Source organism: Vibrio sp. 10N.247.310.24, from assembly GCF_041467175.1.
GTDB classification, from domain to species: domain Bacteria; phylum Pseudomonadota; class Gammaproteobacteria; order Enterobacterales; family Vibrionaceae; genus Vibrio; species Vibrio tasmaniensis_A.
The window spans coordinates 1-19,270 of sequence record NZ_JBFSUD010000044.1; the positions used below are offsets into that span (position 1 = coordinate 1).

17 protein-coding genes are annotated in these 19,270 nt (G+C 42.6%); 5 read left to right on the forward strand and 12 right to left on the reverse strand.

What is annotated here, in order from left to right:
- Nucleotides 1-121: 121 nt before the first annotated feature.
- From pntB to AB6E08_RS14330, 4 genes are all read right to left on the reverse strand, one after another.
- Nucleotides 122-1,519, reverse strand: coding sequence for a Re/Si-specific NAD(P)(+) transhydrogenase subunit beta (pntB, locus tag AB6E08_RS14315; protein ID WP_009845361.1), 1,398 nt, complete (start codon nt 1,517-1,519; stop codon nt 122-124).
- Nucleotides 1,520-1,529: 10 nt separating this feature from the next.
- Complete coding sequence (pntA, locus tag AB6E08_RS14320; protein WP_372066675.1) at nt 1,530-3,077, reverse strand: Re/Si-specific NAD(P)(+) transhydrogenase subunit alpha; 1,548 nt, start codon at nt 3,075-3,077, stop codon at nt 1,530-1,532.
- Between the two features lie 299 nt (nt 3,078-3,376).
- Nucleotides 3,377-3,658: an HlyU family transcriptional regulator gene (locus AB6E08_RS14325; protein WP_009845359.1), complete on the reverse strand. Its 282-nt coding sequence runs from the start codon at nt 3,656-3,658 to the stop codon at nt 3,377-3,379.
- Between the two features lie 38 nt (nt 3,659-3,696).
- Nucleotides 3,697-4,065: a late competence development ComFB family protein gene (locus AB6E08_RS14330; protein ID WP_009845358.1), complete on the reverse strand. Its 369-nt coding sequence runs from the start codon at nt 4,063-4,065 to the stop codon at nt 3,697-3,699.
- Nucleotides 4,066-4,457: 392 nt separating this feature from the next.
- On the opposite strand from AB6E08_RS14330, the gene AB6E08_RS14335 reads away from it, so the two are divergent.
- Nucleotides 4,458-5,699 (forward strand): GGDEF domain-containing protein, encoded by a 1,242-nt coding sequence (locus AB6E08_RS14335; RefSeq protein WP_372066672.1) that lies wholly within the window; start codon nt 4,458-4,460, stop codon nt 5,697-5,699.
- A gap of 79 nt (nt 5,700-5,778) precedes the next feature.
- On the opposite strand, the gene AB6E08_RS14340 is transcribed toward AB6E08_RS14335, so the two are convergent.
- Nucleotides 5,779-6,765 (reverse strand): Solitary outer membrane autotransporter beta-barrel domain, encoded by a 987-nt coding sequence (locus tag AB6E08_RS14340; protein WP_371702111.1) that lies wholly within the window; start codon nt 6,763-6,765, stop codon nt 5,779-5,781.
- Nucleotides 6,766-6,866: 101 nt separating this feature from the next.
- On the reverse strand, nt 6,867-7,838 hold the full coding sequence (locus tag AB6E08_RS14345) for a diguanylate cyclase (protein ID WP_198299351.1): 972 nt from the start codon (nt 7,836-7,838) through the stop codon (nt 6,867-6,869).
- Between the two features lie 131 nt (nt 7,839-7,969).
- Here AB6E08_RS14345 and AB6E08_RS14350 point away from each other — a divergent pair, with 131 nt between their 5' ends.
- On the forward strand, nt 7,970-8,407 hold the full coding sequence (locus tag AB6E08_RS14350; protein WP_004731036.1) for a DUF3069 domain-containing protein: 438 nt from the start codon (nt 7,970-7,972) through the stop codon (nt 8,405-8,407).
- A 447-nt stretch (nt 8,408-8,854) separates the two neighbouring features.
- Here the strand turns inward: AB6E08_RS14350 and modC are convergent, their stop codons facing one another.
- From modC to AB6E08_RS14370, 4 genes are read right to left on the reverse strand one after another with little or no spacing between them, the layout of a single operon-like run.
- Nucleotides 8,855-9,961: a molybdenum ABC transporter ATP-binding protein ModC gene (modC, locus tag AB6E08_RS14355; RefSeq protein WP_029222763.1), complete on the reverse strand. Its 1,107-nt coding sequence runs from the start codon at nt 9,959-9,961 to the stop codon at nt 8,855-8,857.
- Nucleotides 9,962-9,966: 5 nt separating this feature from the next.
- Entirely contained in the window at nt 9,967-10,665 is a 699-nt protein-coding gene (gene modB / locus AB6E08_RS14360; RefSeq protein WP_017102126.1) for a molybdate ABC transporter permease subunit, read from the reverse strand.
- Nucleotides 10,666-11,424, reverse strand: a complete 759-nt coding sequence (gene modA, locus AB6E08_RS14365) for a molybdate ABC transporter substrate-binding protein (RefSeq protein ID WP_371702057.1) — start codon at nt 11,422-11,424, stop codon at nt 10,666-10,668. It abuts the gene before it with no gap.
- Nucleotides 11,425-11,481: 57 nt separating this feature from the next.
- Complete coding sequence (locus tag AB6E08_RS14370; RefSeq protein WP_371702059.1) at nt 11,482-12,948, reverse strand: cobyric acid synthase; 1,467 nt, start codon at nt 12,946-12,948, stop codon at nt 11,482-11,484.
- A gap of 262 nt (nt 12,949-13,210) precedes the next feature.
- Here AB6E08_RS14370 and AB6E08_RS14375 point away from each other — a divergent pair, with 262 nt between their 5' ends.
- The 3 genes from AB6E08_RS14375 (at nt 13,211) to AB6E08_RS14385 (ending at nt 16,438) form a co-directional block, all read left to right on the forward strand.
- Complete coding sequence (locus AB6E08_RS14375; protein WP_012600619.1) at nt 13,211-13,624, forward strand: YgiW/YdeI family stress tolerance OB fold protein; 414 nt, start codon at nt 13,211-13,213, stop codon at nt 13,622-13,624.
- A 112-nt stretch (nt 13,625-13,736) separates the two neighbouring features.
- The gene (locus AB6E08_RS14380; RefSeq protein ID WP_009845348.1) at nt 13,737-14,261 is read left to right on the forward strand and encodes a hypothetical protein; all 525 of its coding nucleotides are present in this window, start codon (nt 13,737-13,739) and stop codon (nt 14,259-14,261) included.
- 290 nt (nt 14,262-14,551) lie between these two features.
- Complete coding sequence (locus tag AB6E08_RS14385) at nt 14,552-16,438, forward strand: methyl-accepting chemotaxis protein (protein WP_017101870.1); 1,887 nt, start codon at nt 14,552-14,554, stop codon at nt 16,436-16,438.
- 240 nt (nt 16,439-16,678) lie between these two features.
- Here the strand turns inward: AB6E08_RS14385 and AB6E08_RS14390 are convergent, their stop codons facing one another.
- The gene (locus tag AB6E08_RS14390; protein WP_372066665.1) at nt 16,679-18,286 is read right to left on the reverse strand and encodes an ABC-F family ATPase; all 1,608 of its coding nucleotides are present in this window, start codon (nt 18,284-18,286) and stop codon (nt 16,679-16,681) included.
- A gap of 292 nt (nt 18,287-18,578) precedes the next feature.
- On the reverse strand, nt 18,579-19,265 hold the full coding sequence (locus tag AB6E08_RS14395; protein ID WP_372066662.1) for a RimK/LysX family protein: 687 nt from the start codon (nt 19,263-19,265) through the stop codon (nt 18,579-18,581).
- Between the last annotated feature and the right edge of the window lie 5 nt (nt 19,266-19,270).

A 19,270-nucleotide genomic window follows, 5' to 3' on the forward strand; every position in this document is an offset into this window, starting at 1 on the left:
CAGCTCGGAAGGATCCTTCAACCGATCACTTTGGCTTTAACTGATCGGCATTAGCTCTAATGAGCTCCTTATTTAGTTACGACTTAATGCTTTTGCTTAGAAAATACTTAAAAAGTGTTTCCTATAGATGCTCTAGAATACCGAGACAGCTCTGTTTCGCATCACCAAACAACATCTGTGTATTCTCTTTGAAGAACAGCGGGTTTTGTACACCTGCATAACCTGTGTTCATCGAACGTTTGAATACGATAACGTTCTGAGCATTCCAAACTTCAAGTACTGGCATGCCAGCGATTGGACTATTTGGATCTTCAAGTGCTGCAGGGTTCACTGTGTCGTTTGCACCGATAACCAAAACAGTATCGGTCTCATTGAAGTCATCGTTGAGTTCGTCCATTTCAAGAACGATATCGTAAGGTACTTTTGCTTCAGCAAGTAACACATTCATGTGACCCGGTAACCGACCAGCAACTGGGTGGATACCAAATCGAACATTGATGCCCTGCGCTCGCAGCTTCTCAGTGATTTCATGCACTGGGTATTGAGCTTGAGCTACTGCCATGCCATATCCAGGAGTGATGATGACTGACTTTGAGTTTTTAAGCATGTCAGCCACATCTTCAGCTGATGTTTCGCGGTGTTCACCTTGCTCTTCATCACCATCAGACACAACCACGTCTTGGCCGAATCCACCAGCAATAACGCTGATGAAAGAGCGATTCATCGCCTTACACATGATGTAAGAAAGAATTGCACCTGACGAACCAACCAATGCACCGGTTACGATAAGCAGATCGTTCGCAAGCATGAAACCTGCCGCTGCTGCTGCCCAACCAGAATACGAGTTCAGCATAGAGACAACCACTGGCATATCTGCGCCACCAATCGATGCCACTAGGTGGTAACCGAATGCGAATGCGATAAGAGTCATCACCATTAGCGCGAACATACTGCCGTCCGCTTTAACGAACATGATCATCAGTAGTGTAGAAACTACGATCGCCGCAAGGTTCCACTTATGCTTATGAGGAATGTTCAATGCAGACGAAGAGATAACGCCACGAAGCTTACCAAACGCAACAATAGAACCCGTGAACGTCACCGCACCGATAAACACGCCAAGGAACACTTCCACTAGGTGGATCACGTGCTCTGCATGAATATCAGCAGGGTTGATAGAAACAGTAGCAGGTGGATCAATGTAACTGTTGTAACCTACAAGTACTGCTGCCATACCTACGAAGCTGTGCAGAATTGCCACCAGCTCAGGCATTTCAGTCATTTCTACTTTTCTTGCGTAGTGGATACCAATACCACCACCGATCACCATAGCAATGATGATCCATACAATACCTGCAGAATGTGGGCCAAAGATCGTCGCGATCAACGCGATTGCCATACCCGTGATACCGTAATAGTTACCTGCACGCGCAGATTCCTGTTTCGACAACCCAGCCAAGCTCATAATAAAGAATACAGCAGCAACAATATAAGCTGCTTGTACTAATCCTTCAGACATCTGTCACTCCTTAGTCTTTACGGAACATTTCAAGCATACGTTTGGTTACGGTAAAGCCACCAAAGATATTGATACTTGCAATTAATACGGCAATAAATGATAAGAACGTGACAACGCCACTTCCTTGTCCTATTTGTAACAGTGCACCGACTACAATGATTCCTGAAATCGCGTTAGTTACGGACATCAAAGGCGTATGCAGAGAATGGCTTACATTCCAAACGACGTAATAACCCACCACACAAGCGAGTACAAAAACGGTAAAGTGAGATAAGAACGCAGCAGGAGCAACCGAAGCTACCCAAGCAAATGCACCTACAGCAACCGCCATGCCTGCCACTTTCTTAATTGGAGAAACCGGCTCTTCAACTTTAGGCTCCGGTTTAACCGCTTTGGGCTTAGCTTGTTGTGGTTGAGCTGAAACTTGAATTGGTGGTGCAGGCCAAGTGACTTCACCCTCTTTAACCACGGTAACACCGCGTAGCACGACATCTTCAAAGTCAATATTGATGTTGCCATCTTTCTCTTTGCAAAGCAGTTTCAGCAAGTTAACTAGGTTCGTTGCATACAGTTGAGATGATTGAGTCGGTAGTCGACCAACCATATCTGTGTAACCTACCACTTTCACGCCGTTAGCCGTTGTAATGACTTGATCCGCAACGGTATATTCACAGTTGCCGCCATTGGCTGCCGCAAGGTCAACAATCACACTACCAGCACTCATGCTGTCTACCATCTCTTTGGTAATCAGCTTAGGTGCCGGACGACCTGGGATCAGTGCCGTTGTAATGATGATATCGACATCTTTAGCTTGAGCTGCATACAGTTCTTCAGCTTTCTTATTGAATGCTTCAGACATCTCTTTTGCGTAGCCGTCGCCCGCGCTGGTATCTTCCTTGAAATCCACTTCCAAGAATTCAGCGCCCATAGACTCGACTTGCTCTTTTACTTCAGGACGAACATCGAACGAACGAACGATCGCACCCAAACTACCCGCAGCGCCAATTGCTGCTAGGCCAGCAACACCCGCACCAGCAACCAGTACCTTCGCTGGTGGAACTTTGCCTGCCGCCGTAATTTGACCTGTGAAGAATCGACCAAACTCATGCGCCGCCTCAACAACAGCACGGTAACCCGCGATGTTAGCCATAGAACTCAATGCATCTAACGCTTGAGCTCTTGAAATACGAGGTACAGAATCCATCGCCATCACGTTAATATTACGAGTGGACAATTGTTCCATTAATTCTGGGTTCTGAGCTGGCCAAATAAAGCTGACCAATGTTGCGCCATCTTGAAGAAGATCAATTTCATTTGTAGTTTCGTCAACGATCGGAGCGTTAACTTTAAAAATAATATCGGATTTCCAAGCTTCATCTACGGTGACAATTTTTGCTCCAGCTTGTTCATAAACTGCATCTTCAAAACTTGCTAACGCACCTGCTTGTGATTCAACACAAACTTCAAATCCTAATTTTAGAAGCTGTTCTACCGATTTCGGCGAAGCAGCGACTCGCGTTTCACCTGCGAGTGTTTCTCTTGGTACACCAATTTGCATAGCTATTCCTTGACTATTGGCACAATGACTTATTCGTTTGTATCTAACGACAACTAATACTTCAAGCGTTTTATTCAAAGAACAGGAAAAGTTATTACTTATAACGATTTGGATGGAATTGGAGCACTTCATTTGAAGAAATGACGCCTCTTTTGAGTCAAGAGGTCAAACCACTTGCAAATATTCCTTTAAATAACAACCTACTAGCTGTTCTTTGTTCCTAAAACTAAAAAGAGCTTTCAGCATATACACTGAAAGCTCTCTAAATTATGACCAACATCAATTCTAACCCTATTTGGTTAGCTAAAAATGTTATCGCCCATTTGGTCGATGAACATCTGCGATTTTTTAAGCATCAGTTCATCGGCATCTTGTTTGTTTGAAACAACATCTGAACGAATAAAACGATGGGTTTTGATTTCACCATCAAATTCTTTCTCGATTCGCCCAGCTACACGGTATTGACCAGATTCAGCAATGGCATCTTGATAGATATTGAAGCCTTTGTATTCGACTGGCTCAATTTCTACTTTTTGTTCGGTTTTTTCTTTGCCACTAAATAATCTAGAAAAGAATCCCACGTTTTTACTCCTTAAATGACCGCATTAACCGTAAACTATCATGACTGTTTACCGCTCAACAATGGCTTTTCATACCATTGTAATTCAACGTCATCATCAAAATTATGTTGACTAAAGATTACGGGTACATTGTCGTCACGCTCTCGTCTTCTGTCGTCAATGATCATGCTTTCTGCATTTTTGACCGCGATCTCACTATTTCGTTTATACAGCACCAATTTATCCTCTGGCAATGCCGATAGAAAATCGACATCGAAGCGAATATAGATGGGTTTAAGCTGACCCAAAGCCAAACACGCAAGATCGGCTAACTGCTCGTTGGTATAGCCAGAAACATACTCTTCTGTCGCTAATACATTTCCCACCAAAGTTTCCATATAGTTATGGACATCGACACTGATTTGCATATTACACCTCCATGTTGAGCGGTTGTTTCTAGTTTAATCGTTGTTACAGCTAATCATTGTTGTAACTAATTACCGTTGTTGCTAGCCGCTTCTGCAGTTAGGCGTATAACATCTGTTCATTGCTACTTAGGTAACCACCTAGCTCTTAAGCACAAACTATCTTAATTTAGTTAAGTATCAATAACGGCTGTTTCATTTATCATATATACTGTTTAGCTCGTTCTTAGGTTAATAGCAACTGAAACACATATAAATTTAATTGTACAATTAGCGAGCTATGATCATGTTTTTGCTATAATTTAATGAAAAAGCTTGGCAATTGCTTGTTTACCCGTATCCTACGTATAAAATTAAAATATAAGATCATCATTATAGTTAGGCTCACCACATAAATGACATCTTCTTTCGTCACGTCGAGCATATTTCGATTTTGCTTTCCCTTACTTCTATTAGCAATATTACTTGCAGGTATGAACAACGTCATCCTAGTGACGGATTCAAACTTAGGGTTTGCTAGCAACCTCCCATACATTCTATTGAGCGTTGCGGTTTTACTGTGCCACACATTTAAGCAAGGTCGTATGGCCATGGTGTCCTTAACCATGCTCGTCGCATACCTCATCATTCAAGTTCGTTTACAAACGCCACTCAACACAGGCACCACTCTATTAGAACTGTCTCTGTTAACCGCTTTAGTTCCTGTAACATGCTTACTGGTGTATGCCTTCCCAGATAACGGCGTTAACTCGAAATCCATGTTCCTATATGCTTTGGTTCTCGTTCTGTTTACGGTATGGGCGCAATTAATTGTTTCTCATTTCCAGTCAGGTGGATTTGAGTCATGGAGCGAAGGTATCCTGTTTATCGTTAACGGATTCTCGAGGCTACCTTTCGTTTTAGTGCTGTATAGCCTTTGTTTACTTGGCCTTACGTCGATTTTAGTTCTGGTATACAACCGCGCGATTGATGTTGTCGTATACAGCGCAATTTTACTTTCTACTAGTACATTCATATTTTTTGATGTGCAATACATCTCTAGTACGATGTTCTCGCTGTCTGGTACGCTATTCATTATCTATGTCGTCTCTGCTAGCCACGATATGGCCTTTAATGACCGTTTAACTAACATTCCAGGTAGACACGCACTAGAAGTGGATATGAAGCACTTAGGGCGAAAATACTCAATGGCGATGGTTGATATCGACCACTTCAAGAAATTTAACGATACCTACGGGCATGACATTGGCGACGATGTGTTGAAGTTGGTAGCACGTATATTGAGTGAAACAACCTGTGGTGCAAAAGCTTATCGCTATGGTGGTGAAGAGTTTACGATTATTTTTAAAGGCAAATACTCGGAACAGGTTAAAGAGCACCTTCAAGTTCTCATTTCGGAAGTACAAAACTACGATATGACGATTCGAAATAGCAACGATCGCCCTGACGACCATGAAGTCGGCATTAAAAAACGTGGTCAGAGCAACAAATCAACTGAAGTCGTAAACGTAACGGTGAGCATTGGGCTGTCTGATAGTAGAACCACTAAACAACCCGTAGAAGTCTTGAAACTTGCCGATAACGCACTGTACAAAGCAAAAGAAACTGGCCGAAACAAGCTGTGTGTCGATAGTTAAAGACGTTGAAAGTCTTGGAATGTAAAGCTCTGAACATCGTAATTTAACGGTGTGAACATCGAAAGCGTTGGTGCTTAGACTAGTCTTGGTTAAAGAAGATGACTAAGCTCCCTCCTTTCAAACTACTTCCGTAATTGATAGTAAACCCTATTCCTACATTGTCGACCCAGTCATTAAACAGATTTGGGTTAAGCAACCAACCTACACTACCTTCGTAGTAAGCTGTAGTGCCCATAGACGCGACAGTATCACCACCAATATCTATTCTTCTTATACTCGAATACATGGATGTGATGTTTTTGTCCCAACGAACTAAGTCATAGAAGATCTTAGCTTCATTTGCTATGTACCAACCTTCTGGGTGACCAATATTACCGTTATTGGCTTCTCCCCAACCTATACCATTAAAGTAATGCCAACTGGTACTGAGTTTATATTTACCCCAGTCATTCTTATCTTCAAACATCAACTTTATCTTAGGCTCTATTATGTATGCCCAAGCATCCGTGTTCAGATAAAGACCATCCAGCTGACCTTGAATTGGTGCAAGCAACGAAGAACGATATTCAAAATCGTTTCGATAATAGGAAATATGGTTACCAATTGCAGAACTAAAACTCCAGTATTCGTTCAACTGGGATACGTTTGCATACTCAACGTAACCAGAAACAACAGACTCTTTTTGAAAGTCGCTTATCGTTGAACTGGCATATTGAACATCCTTCTCTATCCGCAACGCAGATAAACGAAGTGTTACTTCTTGATGGTTGTCTTCAATATAACTTGGCACTTCAAAGGTATAAGGAAGGCTGAGGGAAGCGATATTTTGTCGGCGACTTACTGAGTCATTAGAGCCAATATCTTCATTGTCCAAACTAAAGACTTTGTTGGGATCAAAATTATTTATGCCAAAGGTAAACACATCCGTATCATTGAGCAAAACACTCGTTGCGAAGGTTTGTTCAATGTCTTTTCTGACCAATTCAGAGAGCGAAGCTGCGTTAACAGCTGTTGGACACACGGAAACAAACAGAGTTAATACAAGACCTTTGTTTGAGTTAGTCATGACGAATGACTTGGAATGCTGCATTTCTTTTATCACTTAAGTCACTTCCTGGCTTATAAGCTACTAGAAGTATAATTCAGGTTACTACCGAAGCTCGTCAACTATTGCTCAAGCTCCATAATATCGCGTTGTATGTAGGTATTTCTTCCGCTTTGCTTGGCCTGATACAGTGCTTGGTCAACCTTTTCGTAAATAGAAGCGATAGCCTCACCACCTTCAGGCACGAATGACAACACACCTTGTGACGCTGTCACCCTGTCAGACACTGCTGAGTAGTCGTGGACGTAGTTCATTTGATGCAGTGCTTCTTTTACACGATTGGCCTGTAAATTAGCCGCGGAGCTGTCGGTATCACTCAGAATGATGACGAACTCTTCACCGCCGTAACGTCCAACAAATTCTCCAGCTCGAACAAAGAGCTCTTTCAAAGTATTGGCAAGCCCTTGCAGGCACTTATCCCCTTGAATGTGACCATAGTTATCGTTGTAAGGCTTAAAGAAGTCAACATCGAGTAGTATGACGGTCATGGATATATTACGTCGTCCGTGCCACGCAATGCTCTCTTCAAGCTTAGTATCCATATATCGTCGGTTGTACAATTTGGTTAGGCCGTCTTCGTTGGCTTGTTGTTGCAGTAAAATATTCAGTTCTTCGAGTTTGGCGGTACTCTGTTTTAACTCTCGTCTCATGTGCGCAATACGCTGCATCGCAATCAACTTAGAGTTCAAAACAACTTTGTTTACCGGTTTGATCAAATAGTCATCGCCGCCGGCATCTATCGCTTTTGCGATCATTTCAGGCTCTTCATGACCGCTCAAAAAGATGATCGGAACCCATTCTGGGAATTGCCGACGAACTTCGTTAGCGACCTCAAAACCATCCATGTCTGGCATGCTGATATCCAGTAACACGAGTTCAGGATCAAAATCAGAATAAACATTCAGGGCTTCTTTTCCGCTACCAACAGCTTCTACAACGTGACCCAGTTGCTTGAGTCGAATAGCGAGTTGCATCCTATCCAGTTGAACGTCATCAACCAGCAATATGCGCATCGAAGATCCCTTTTCTATCATCACATCACCTTTATCTAGTGTTGAATATTCAAAGTAGCTCAAATTTGGGCTTAAATCATGCCCTAATCTCTATATTATATTGACTTTTTTACAGATCTTTTTAGCATTGTTTCTTTTTAAAGAGAAATACTATGTCAGACGCTACAAACAACGAAGTACAAGAAATCGATTTAACCACTATCTCACCAGAGCTTCGCCAAGTTATCGAATTTGATGAAGTGCCTAAAGAGATGCACAACATGGTTACTTCTATTCACGAAGTGTCTGAAGAAGCAGTGCGTGAAACTTGGAGCAGCCTTCCAGCAAGCGCACAAAATGTTTTGGACAACTTTGAGCAATTCCACGCTCTAATCTCTGTTAGCCAAGCTTTCGCTGGCGTAAACATGATGGAGGAGTTCCCTACTCTTAAACTTCCAGAAGGCATGTCTGATGAAGAAAAAGAAGAGTACCGAGCTCAACTGCTTGACCAAATTTTACATAACTGTGTAAAAGACATGGCTAAGCAAATCAAGAAAGCGCGCCGTGATGCTATCTTGAAGCGTGATTTCAAAGAAGTTTTCATCCGCTAAGCTATTCAGAGCACCTAAATTTAGGTTGAATGCTTAAGGAAAACTTAATGATTAAGCCGTATGTTATTTAAAACATGCGGCTTTTTTGTACCAGCAGCTTTTTCTATACGTTCTTTTTCTGCTCGCTTCTTCTATTATTCGAATGTAACGTCTGGGTTCTTGTTAGTGCAGGGATTCTCATTGTGGCTCTTAGAATTCTAACTTTTCTCATCGCACGAAAGTATACATACACACTCATATAGTATGACGCAGAACTGGCAGTTATACCGTATAAAAATGACGCATGTAGTCATTTATGGAATCAAGATCGAGTCACAGAATCAAGTTCGAGTTTTACCCGTTCTAAAATGAAACCAGAAACCAAGTACGTCGTGGGGCCTTAATGTATTACCGCTAGATCTGAATATCTTATCGCATGAGCTTGCTGCATGAACTTAGTGCATAAGTTTAGTGCGTTATCGCAATATCTCTTTGCGCGACACTCACGCCTTTAATTTGTGCGTAGACACGTTGCCCAATTTCTAAATTCAGCTCATCCAGCGCCCACAATGTAATGGTTGCCCATAGGTAGCATCCGGCCTCAAGTTCTAACTCGACAGCGACACTCTGCTTATTCGAGCCTTGCTGGTGCGTCTCTACCCTTTTAATAGTGACAGGAAGGATATTACGTATCGAAGTGCCTTGCGGCTGCTGTAGCGTGATAGAGACATCATTTGCCCTCACTTGCAGCCTTACCGTAGTGCCAAGCTCGCTCGACACCTTTTGAACCCAAAGTGACGTTGATTTACCTAACGTTAGACGTGACAACGCATAATCATCATTATGTTCCGCTAATGTCGCTTCAAACAACGAACTTTGCTCTGAAAAAGATTGCCACGGTTGCATGGCTCTCGATGCCCATACCTCTTCCGTCATCCCCGATGAAATAACTGTGCCTTGCTCAATGATCACAAGGTGATTTGCCAAGCGTAATATTTCATTGAGGCTATGAGTGACATAGATAATCGGTATTTGAACGGTTTCAGATAAGTTTTCAAGAAACGGCATTACTTCACGCTTACGAGGTAAGTCCAGAGACGCCAATGGCTCATCCATCAATAGAATGCTGGGCTTAGACAACAGTGCGCGGCCAATCGCAACACGTTGCTTCTCACCGCCAGACAGACGGGCTGGATAGCGATCAAGCAGCGAGTCCAACGATAGCAGCGAGACTATTTGTTCAAAGTGCGCGTTATCGACGCATTTCATGCCGTACTTTAAATTCGCAGCTACCTTCATGTGTGGGAACAATCGTGATTCTTGGAATACATAGCCGACGTTGCGTTTGTGCGTTGGTAAGTTGATGCCATTTTCACTATCGAACAGAATGGTTCCAGATACGCTGATCAAGCCACTATCTGGTTGTTTGAGACCACTAATGGCATTGATAAGTGAAGTTTTACCTGCACCAGAACGACCGAAAATTGCCGTAATACCAGTACTTGGCAATTCTAAGTCAATATCAAAAAACGTTTCACCAAGCTGTTGCTGATATTGGAGGACCAAAGTGCTCATGCGACTCATGCGTTACCCCCCAAACGTTTTGCTGACTTTTTGTTGAGCCATTCAGAAAGCATCAGTGAACTCAGTGCGATCACAATAGAAATGACACACAAACGAGCCGCTTCCATTTCAGCTCCAGGGGTTTCAATAAAGGTATACATGGCTAAAGGAATAGTTTGAGTTTCTCCAGGGATATTGGAAACGAAGCTGATGGTCGCACCAAATTCACCCAGACTTCTTGCGAATGAAAGCATGGTGCCAGTAATGATCCCTGGGATCATCAGCGGTAATGTAATAGTGAAGAACACACGAAGCGGTGAAGCGCCCAATGTAGCTGCGGCCTCTTCAAGTTTACTGTCTACGGTTTCTAAGCTCAGTCGTATAGAACGTACCATCAGAGGCAACGCTACGACCACACACGCTAGAGCAGCGCCCTTCCAACTAAAGCTGAATACAATACCAAACACGTCATTAAGCCAAGAGCCAATAACGCCTTGTCTGCCCATCATCACTAGCAACAAATAACCAATAACCACGGGTGGAAGCACCAAAGGCAAATGGACAATACTTTCTACAATGCTTTTGCCCACAAATTGTTTCTTAGCAAGCAACCATGCCAAGCCGATGCCGATTGGAATAAGCCACAAGATGGCAAAACCAGCGACTTTCAAGCTCAGCATTAAGGCTTGGTATTCGTATTCCGATAGATACATCATTTAACGCACTTCAAATCCAAAACTGTTCAAGGTGTCCTTCGCTTTTTCGCTCTTTAGGAAAGTATAGAACTGTTCTGCGACGACTTTATCGCTCAATTTCGCTACAGGGTAACGTATTGGCGTATGTAAATCTGATGGGAACGTCGACACTAGGTTCACTTCTTTAGATAGCAATGCATCTGTTTTGTAAACAATGCCAAGCTTAGCTTCACTACGCTCTACCAAAGCCAATGCCATACGTACATTGTTACTTGGTGCCAATCGAGTCTTCACATCGTCCCATACACCTAACGTTTCTAGCGCTTCTTTCGCATAGATACCCGCAGGAACCGACATGGTGTTGCCAACTGCAAGTCTTTCATTCATTAGAAGTTTAGCCCATTGGTCACCGCTTGAGAGGTCCAAAGATATTGGCGTCTCTTTCGGGGAAATTAACACGAGTTCGTTTTCGCACAAGTTTGTGACATTGTCACTAGCAACCAATTGGCGATCGACTAAATGCGTCATCCATTTTTCGTTTGCCGAGATAAAAATGTCTGCTGGCGCACCTCGTTCAATTTGGCGCACCAAAGACGACGTGCTCGCATACACTTGAATAACATCGACAGAATGATCTTTCTCAAACTCTTCAACCAACAAGTTAACCGCGTTCGTCATCGACGATGCAGCATAAACTCGTAGTTTTTCAGCAGCCAAAAGATGAGTAGAACTCAGTGCTGAAACTAAGACGATAATTAAAAGGATGACTCGTTTTTTCATTATTCTCATTTAATCTATTGTTCGTTTAAATTCTTGAGCTAACTTCTAAGTTACGGCCTAAGCTGTTAATTCAGGCCAAAGCAGGTCAAGGTTCAAGTGATCTTCGATGGCATCAGCGATTCGATTGATACCCAACTCTTTAAGCTGTTCATGGTCAATCGCTGTCACATCATTAGCACCTGCCCATTCGCAAATAAGCGACAATGCACCACTGTTATCGAATACGCCATGCAGGTAAGTACCAAAAATTGAGTTATCTTGATTCACAGCACCATCAACACTGCCAGATTCTAACTGAACCGGTAATACCGTTTCATTGACATCAGTCCTACCTACGTGGATTTCATACCCTTTTACTTGTGCAGTTTTGCCATCAAGTGTCATGGTTCCACACACATTGGTTAAAGTTTTCTGCTGTGTTAGTGTCGTTTCAGTATCAAGATACCCCAACCCTTCACTGCTTCCAGATTTCCCTTCAACGCCATCTGGGTCGTGGATGATATTCCCTAGCATCTGATAACCGCCACAAATACCCATCACTTTCCCGCCCAATCGAAGATGACGCTGAATATCTTTATCCCAACCTTGCTGTTTTAGGTATTCCAAATCGGCTCTTACCGATTTTGTTCCCGGCAATACAATCAAATCAGCGTTGTTCAGGCGCTCGCCTTTGCCTACGTAACGTAAATCAATCGACGGGTTAAGTCGCAGAGCGTCAAAGTCTGTATGGTTACTGATTCGAGTTAGTACTGGCACTACAACCTTAAGTTTAGCTTCTCCATCAGACTCTTGGGCTGAGGTTATCGCATCCTCCGCCTCTAAGTTAAAACCATGCAGATAAGGCAAAACCCCTATCACAGGCTTACCTGTTTTCTCTTCTAGCCAATCTAAACCAGATTGAAGTAACGCAATATCGCCTCTAAAACGGTTTATCACAAAGCCTTTTACGCGCGCTTGTTCAGATTCAGATAATAGAGCTAATGTGCCGTAGAGGTGTGCAAAAACGCCGCCACGATCAATATCAGCAACGATGATCACTGGGATGTCTGCCTTTTCAGCAAAGCCCATGTTCGCGATATCGTTTTCTCGAAGATTTATCTCTGCGGGACTGCCCGCACCTTCAATCATCACGCTTTGGTATTCTTCAGAAAGTCGATCAAACGAATCGATAACCGAATTCATCGCAACTTTCTTGTAGTCGTGATATCCGGTCGCTTCCATATTCGTCAGTGCTCTTCCTTGTAGAATCACTTGCGCACCCGTATCTGAATTGGGTTTTAGCAATACAGGATTCATATGGACGGTAGGCTCAATATTACAAGCTTGTGCCTGAACCGCTTGAGCACGACCAATTTCGCCACCATCTTTTGTCACTGCGCTATTTAGCGCCATATTTTGAGGCTTAAAAGGTGCCACTTTGATGCCTTTCCTTGCCAAAACACGGCATAAACCTGCCACCAAAACACTTTTTCCGGCATCTGACGTTGTCCCTTGAACCATAAGGGCGTTTAACGGTGATCGCATCTGTACTTAAATCCTTTATTTCTTAATTTTCAATTTATAGCTGTGGGCAATATTTCTCTGCCTCCATCTTAACGTCATTGTCGTGTAGATGCTCAATAAAATGAATGGAAAATGAATGTGTTACTCACTCTGGATTCAACCCCAGTGTTGTTTAATAGCTCCATCGAAACGAAGCTTACAAACAAAATAAGCGCACTCACGAAAAGAAACGTTTCAAATTAAGAAAAACGTTTCTAATAAAAACAACATTAAGGGATTCACCATGAAAAAAACTGTATTAGCTATCGCATCTACTATTATCCTCGCTCCTACTTTCGCAATGGCTAGTGACCATCACAGCGACAGTAACAGTAATCACAACAATAGCGACAGTAACCACAAGCATCAGAGCGCTATTGCGTACACGGGACCGATTGAAACCGTTTCAGTTGCGACTCTACTAGCAGACACCAGCATGTTCGCAGAGCAAGAAGCAATCGTAGATGGCAAGATTGTTCGTCAACTAAAGAACGATACGTTCGTATTCTCTGATGGTCAGAGTGAAATTCAGATCGAACTGGATGACGATATCCTTCTAGCGCAACCGCTCACCGCAGATACAAAAGTTCGTATATTTGGCGAATACGAAGGTGGTAAAACGCCAGAGATCGAAGTAGATCATATTCAAGTTTTGTAAGATACGAACTCCGTACCGTCGACTTCAAAGACATGATTTATAACAAATGGCCTGCATATTGCAGGCTTTTTTGCATTATAATGCCGAAAAATATAATTAATATGGAGTCACCATGCTAGGTAGCGCAAACAAGACGGTCCTTTTGGGGTTGGTTACACTGTGTTCATTCTCTGCGTATGCAAACAACTTTAACTACAATACATTTGAGCTACGCACAGGTATTAGCCCTAGTACATTTGGTGGCGAAGTCACAACAATGTTCACTCAAAACTCACACTTTGTTGCTCGAATCGATTCTGAATTTGAAGGGGATTGGGATGCGGCTGTAGGTATGGGGTTCAACGGCCCAATTAATCAGTTGGCTGATATTACTGGACAGATGTTACTGCACAACATCGAACGTAATGATGGTAACCACATTAAAACTGAAATCAATATTGGTTTAAGAGCTTGGTTGCTGGCAAACATTGAAGTTAACGCCCGCCTTGGTCAACTCGTAGACAGCGACGACACGAGTTCAATTGTCGGTGTAGGGGCTCGCTTCCACTCAACAGAACAGCTTTCAGTAGGTATTGACCTTCGAAATAACGGTACTTACGGCCACCAATTCTTAATGTCAGCTCGATTTGGCTTTTAAGTCTATTCAACACTTATGATCCATCAGTGAGCAAATGTTAAATTCGATTGTTTAAACGGTAACTTAAAGGCTAATAGTCTCGTGACCTATTGGCCTTAATGTCTGATTTTGCAACTAAAAACTAAACATTTAGCTTAAAATCCTCGAAAATCACCCTTTCTCGTCACTTCCGTTTATAACTCATTTTTATACTATTCATTTATTGATAAAAATCAGTAATAAAATATCTTTACGGTAATACGGCGTACTGCTACTCTCTTCCAAATTTCTAATAGAGTGAAGTACCGTAAATGGGTGTTAGCAATATTTCAATCAAGAACAAATTAACATTGATGTTTGTTGTCATTATTTTCGCAATGACTATGATTCAGACTTATGTAACAGGTAAGCAACTTCTTAACGAAACCTATCGTTCCATTCAGCAATATTCAAATACACTAACTGATACAACGGTATCGGGTATAGAAAAATGGATTGAAGGCCGAATTAACGTTGTAAATGCAGCGAAAAATTCATTTACTTTTACCGATGACCCAACCAGCTATTTAACTCAAAGTACAAGTGCCGGTAAGTTTCAAATTGCCTACGCAGGGCTTTCTGACGGTCGCTTTCTTCTAGGTGGTGATTTGCCAGTACCGCAAGACTACGACCCACGTACTCGAGATTGGTACAAAGCGCCTATGGCGGCAGGTCAAACAGTCGTCACTGAACCCTATGTTGATGTAGCTACGAATGACCTAGTGGTAACAATTGCAAGCCCATTCAATACCAACGGTTTCTCTGGTGTTATTGGTGCAGACCTGAACTTAAACACCCTCATTAATGATATTGTAAGTATCGAGCAACCTGGTGTTTACGCTTTTCTTGTCGATGGTAAAGGTAACATTGTTGCCCATAGAGACCGTGGCCTAACGCTAAAGCCTGTTTCTAATATTTCAAACAACCTTTCTGCTCAGAAAATCAAATCACTTGCGCAAAATCCAGAATTTGAAGAGTTAACCATTAAAGGTACCGACTCCCTTCTTTCTGCTCAGAAAGTTCCTCATACAGACTGGTACTTCACTGTTGTTATAGATAAAGATCACTCTTTTGCTTCTTACTATTCATTAGTTCGTCAGTCGGTAATATTTGGTCTAATACAACTTGCTGTAATCGCATTTGTTGCGATGTTTATCATCAAGAAAGCACTGTCGCCATTAACGACACTAAGCTCGGCAATGGAAGCATTGTCCAAAGGTGACGGCGACTTAACACAGCGTATGACTGTTCATAGTAAAGACGAGATTGGCACTCTAGCGCATCACGTCAACGCATTCATAGCAAAACTTCAAGAGATAGTGCGTGATATTGCGGGCTCTTCAAACCAGCTTAATCAGCAATCTGAAATTAGTACCAATGTCGCTCGTCAAACAAGTGAAGGTCTATCAGTCCAACTTCACGAAATTTCTCAGATTGCTACAGCCGTACATGAAATGTCGGCAACAGCAGAAGAAGTAGCAAACAACGCGCAAATGACGGCTGATTCAGCGATCAGTTCAACAGAGAATTGTGAACAAGGTAAGCAAGTCATCATTCGTAACCAAGATTCGATCACTAGCCTTGCTCAACAAGTTGAGAACGCTTCAGGAATCATTCAAGAAGTTGAGAAAAATGCGTTAGACATCAACACTATTCTATCAACCATTTCTGATATTGCAGAACAAACTAACCTATTGGCCTTAAACGCAGCGATTGAAGCAGCACGTGCGGGTGAACAAGGTCGCGGTTTTGCGGTTGTGGCAGATGAAGTTCGTGTTCTTTCTCAACGTACTCACAGTTCTACAGACGAGATACGCGAAATGATCGAGACTCTTCAGAAAAACAGCGTCAGTGCGGTTGAATCAATGCAACGTAGCCAAGATTTGGCGCAATCAAGTGTCGATGATGCAAACAATGCGACTATTGCACTGGAAGAGATCGCGACATCGATTCAACAGATCTCAGAGATGGCTTCACATATCTCGAATGCTGCTTCTGAGCAAAGATCGGTTACCGGTGAAGTCAGTAAGAATATTCAGTTGGTTAATGATGTATCAGAAAACATGTCTACTGAGGCTGATAACTCTCGTCACTTGTCTGAAGAGTTGCGCGGTATTGCTCAACAGTTGAATACTCAAGTTCAATTGTTTAAATACTAGACGTACGGATAATTCGTTCTAGCTCTTGAGCGCGGTTAAACAATGTTGTTTAACCGCGTTTAAAATTAGAACCAACATCAGAACGACAAAAAGCCCCCGACCACTATTGTGTTCGGGGGCTTTCTTATTTTCATTACTTTCTTATTATAGTTAGCAAATAAACAGTTAGCTGCTAGCCGTTTACCTAATTACTAATGCAACTATAGGTCAACCAATACGGTTATAGACCAACTAAGACTGTTATAAGCTAACCATCAGCATCTTTTTCTGATGATCCAAGTACTCTTCATAAGTACCTTGGAAGCTCACTAATTGTTGGTCTTTTACATCAATGATGTGTGTTGCTAGCGAAGAAACGAACTCACGGTCATGGCTTACAAAGATAAGCGTCCCCGTGTAAACCTTCAATGCGTCGTTCAGGGCTTGGATTGCTTCCATGTCCATGTGGTTCGTTGGTTCGTCCATCACAAGCACGTTGATATCTTGCATCATTAGCTTGCCGAATAACAGACGGTTCTTCTCTCCACCAGAACAGTTACGCGCTTTCTTGTTCGCATCATCAGCAGTAAACAATAGACGACCTAGAATACCACGTACCATAAGGTCATCGTGCTTCACTGTACGCCATTGTGAGATCCAATCGAAGATACTCAGATCGTTATCAAAGTCAGACGTGCTATCTTGTGGGCAGTAGCCTACTGATGCGTTTTCAGACCATTTAACGATACCTTCGTTTTGTTCTAGCTCTTGAACTAGGCATTTCAATAGTGTTGTTTTACCCACACCGTTCTCACCGATAACAGCAAGACGAGTACCCGCTTCAAGTAGCAAGTTACCACCAGCAAACAGTGTTTCGCCATCGAAGCCGTGACCAAGCTCTTGAAGTTCAAGCGCTTGACGGTGTAGTTTCTTGCCTTCACCAAAATCAATGGATGGGCTCATACGGCTCGATGACTTCACTTCATCAAGCGTGATTTTGTCCATTTTCTTAGCACGTGAACTTGCTTGCTTTGCTTTAGATGCGTTAGCACCAAAACGGTTTACGAAGTCTTGAAGCTCGCTGATCTCAGCCGCTTTCTTAGCATTGCTCGCTAGAAGTTGATCGCGAATCAAACCCGACGCTTCTAAGAAGTACTCGTAGTTACCTGGGTAAACACGTAGCTCGCCGTAGTCGATATCTGCCATATGTGTACATACAGAGTTAAGGAAGTGTCTATCGTGCGAAATGATGATCATTGTACATTTACGCTGGTTTAGCTCTTCAGCAAGCCAGTTAATCGTGTGGATGTCCAAGTTGTTGGTTGGTTCATCAAGAAGCAGGATATCTGGGTTTGCAAACAATGCCTGTGCCAATAGCACACGCAGTTTCCAACCCGGAGCAACTTGTTGCATCAGGCCGAAGTGAAACTCTTCTTCAATACCCGCTTGGATTAGGATATCACCAGCACGGCTTTCTGCCGTGTAGCCATCCATTTCCGCGAATTCACTTTCAAGCTCCGCGACTTTCATACCATCGTCTTCGCTCATTTCTGGCAAAGAGTAAATACGGTCACGTTCTTGTTTTACTTCCCACAGTTTTTTGTCACCCATGATTACTACATCGATAACGCTGTACTGTTCAAAAGCGAACTGATCTTGGCTTAGCACACCCAGTTTTTCTCCAGGAGTGATCGAAACGTTGCCCGAGCTTGGCGTCAATGCGCCACTTAGGATTTTCATGAACGTTGATTTTCCGCAACCATTGGCGCCGATCAAACCATAACGGTTTCCGTTACCAAATTTAGCAGAGATGTTTTCAAACAGCGGCTCTGCGCCAAATTGCATTGTGATGTTCGCGGTAGATATCAAAGAACTAATTCCTAAGCGTGTACTGACAGATAATTATTTGGCTATTTCAATTAGCCAAAATAAGAAGTACGAAAGTATGGATTAAACATAAAACGAAGCGCGGATTATATAGAGATCAGGATCACATTGTCGAGGTTAAACAGTGAACGAATGAAGAACAACGCACAATAAAGTGTATTTCGTCGGTTATTACATCATAAAAAGAAAAAATCCCCACTAATTCCATTAGTAGGGATTTCATTTCTCATCAATAAAAGCATCAGACTCTAATTCGAATGAATACCGATTGACGCTATTTAGTTACTTTTTTCTGAACGTATTTTTGACCAACATCGACAACGGCAACATCTCTAAAGAAGCTTCTCCCCAACAGAATTGGGAAAGAAAGATGCGTTCGATCTGCTAGCGTAAACTCAGTCTTATCTTTTAGATCGCCGATTTGAATTGAAGCGACAACAACAGCACGTCGTTGTGTACCTTCCGCGCTCGACTGCTTGATCTTAACCCAACGCTCTACCGGCAAGCTGATCTCTTCAGTTGTGATGCCGTCATGTTCAATTTTGAACTTAACCCAATCTTTACCGTCACGTTCGAAATCAACAATATCAACGGCACTGATTGATGATGTTGTTGCACCTGTATCAACTCGTGCTTTAAACGCTTCTTTAAGACCAGGAACAAACACCCACTCCTCTTCGCCAAGAATCAGTTTGCCATCGCTTGTCTTGGTTGGTTTTGCAGTCGGTTTTTGTTCAGGCTTTGGTTTCGCTTCTGGTTCCGTTGGTTTTACTTCTTCAGGCTTCTCTGTAGGTTCCGTTACTTTCTCGCCTTCCGTTGCGTCAGTCTTAGAAGAGTCATCGACAACCGGTTGTTCTACTTGAGGCTTTTGCTCAGGCTCGACAGGAACTTGAGTCGTCGTCGAACAAGCAAACAGGCCACCACTTAGCATTAAAACTACAATCGTTTTCCAATTATACATTCAGT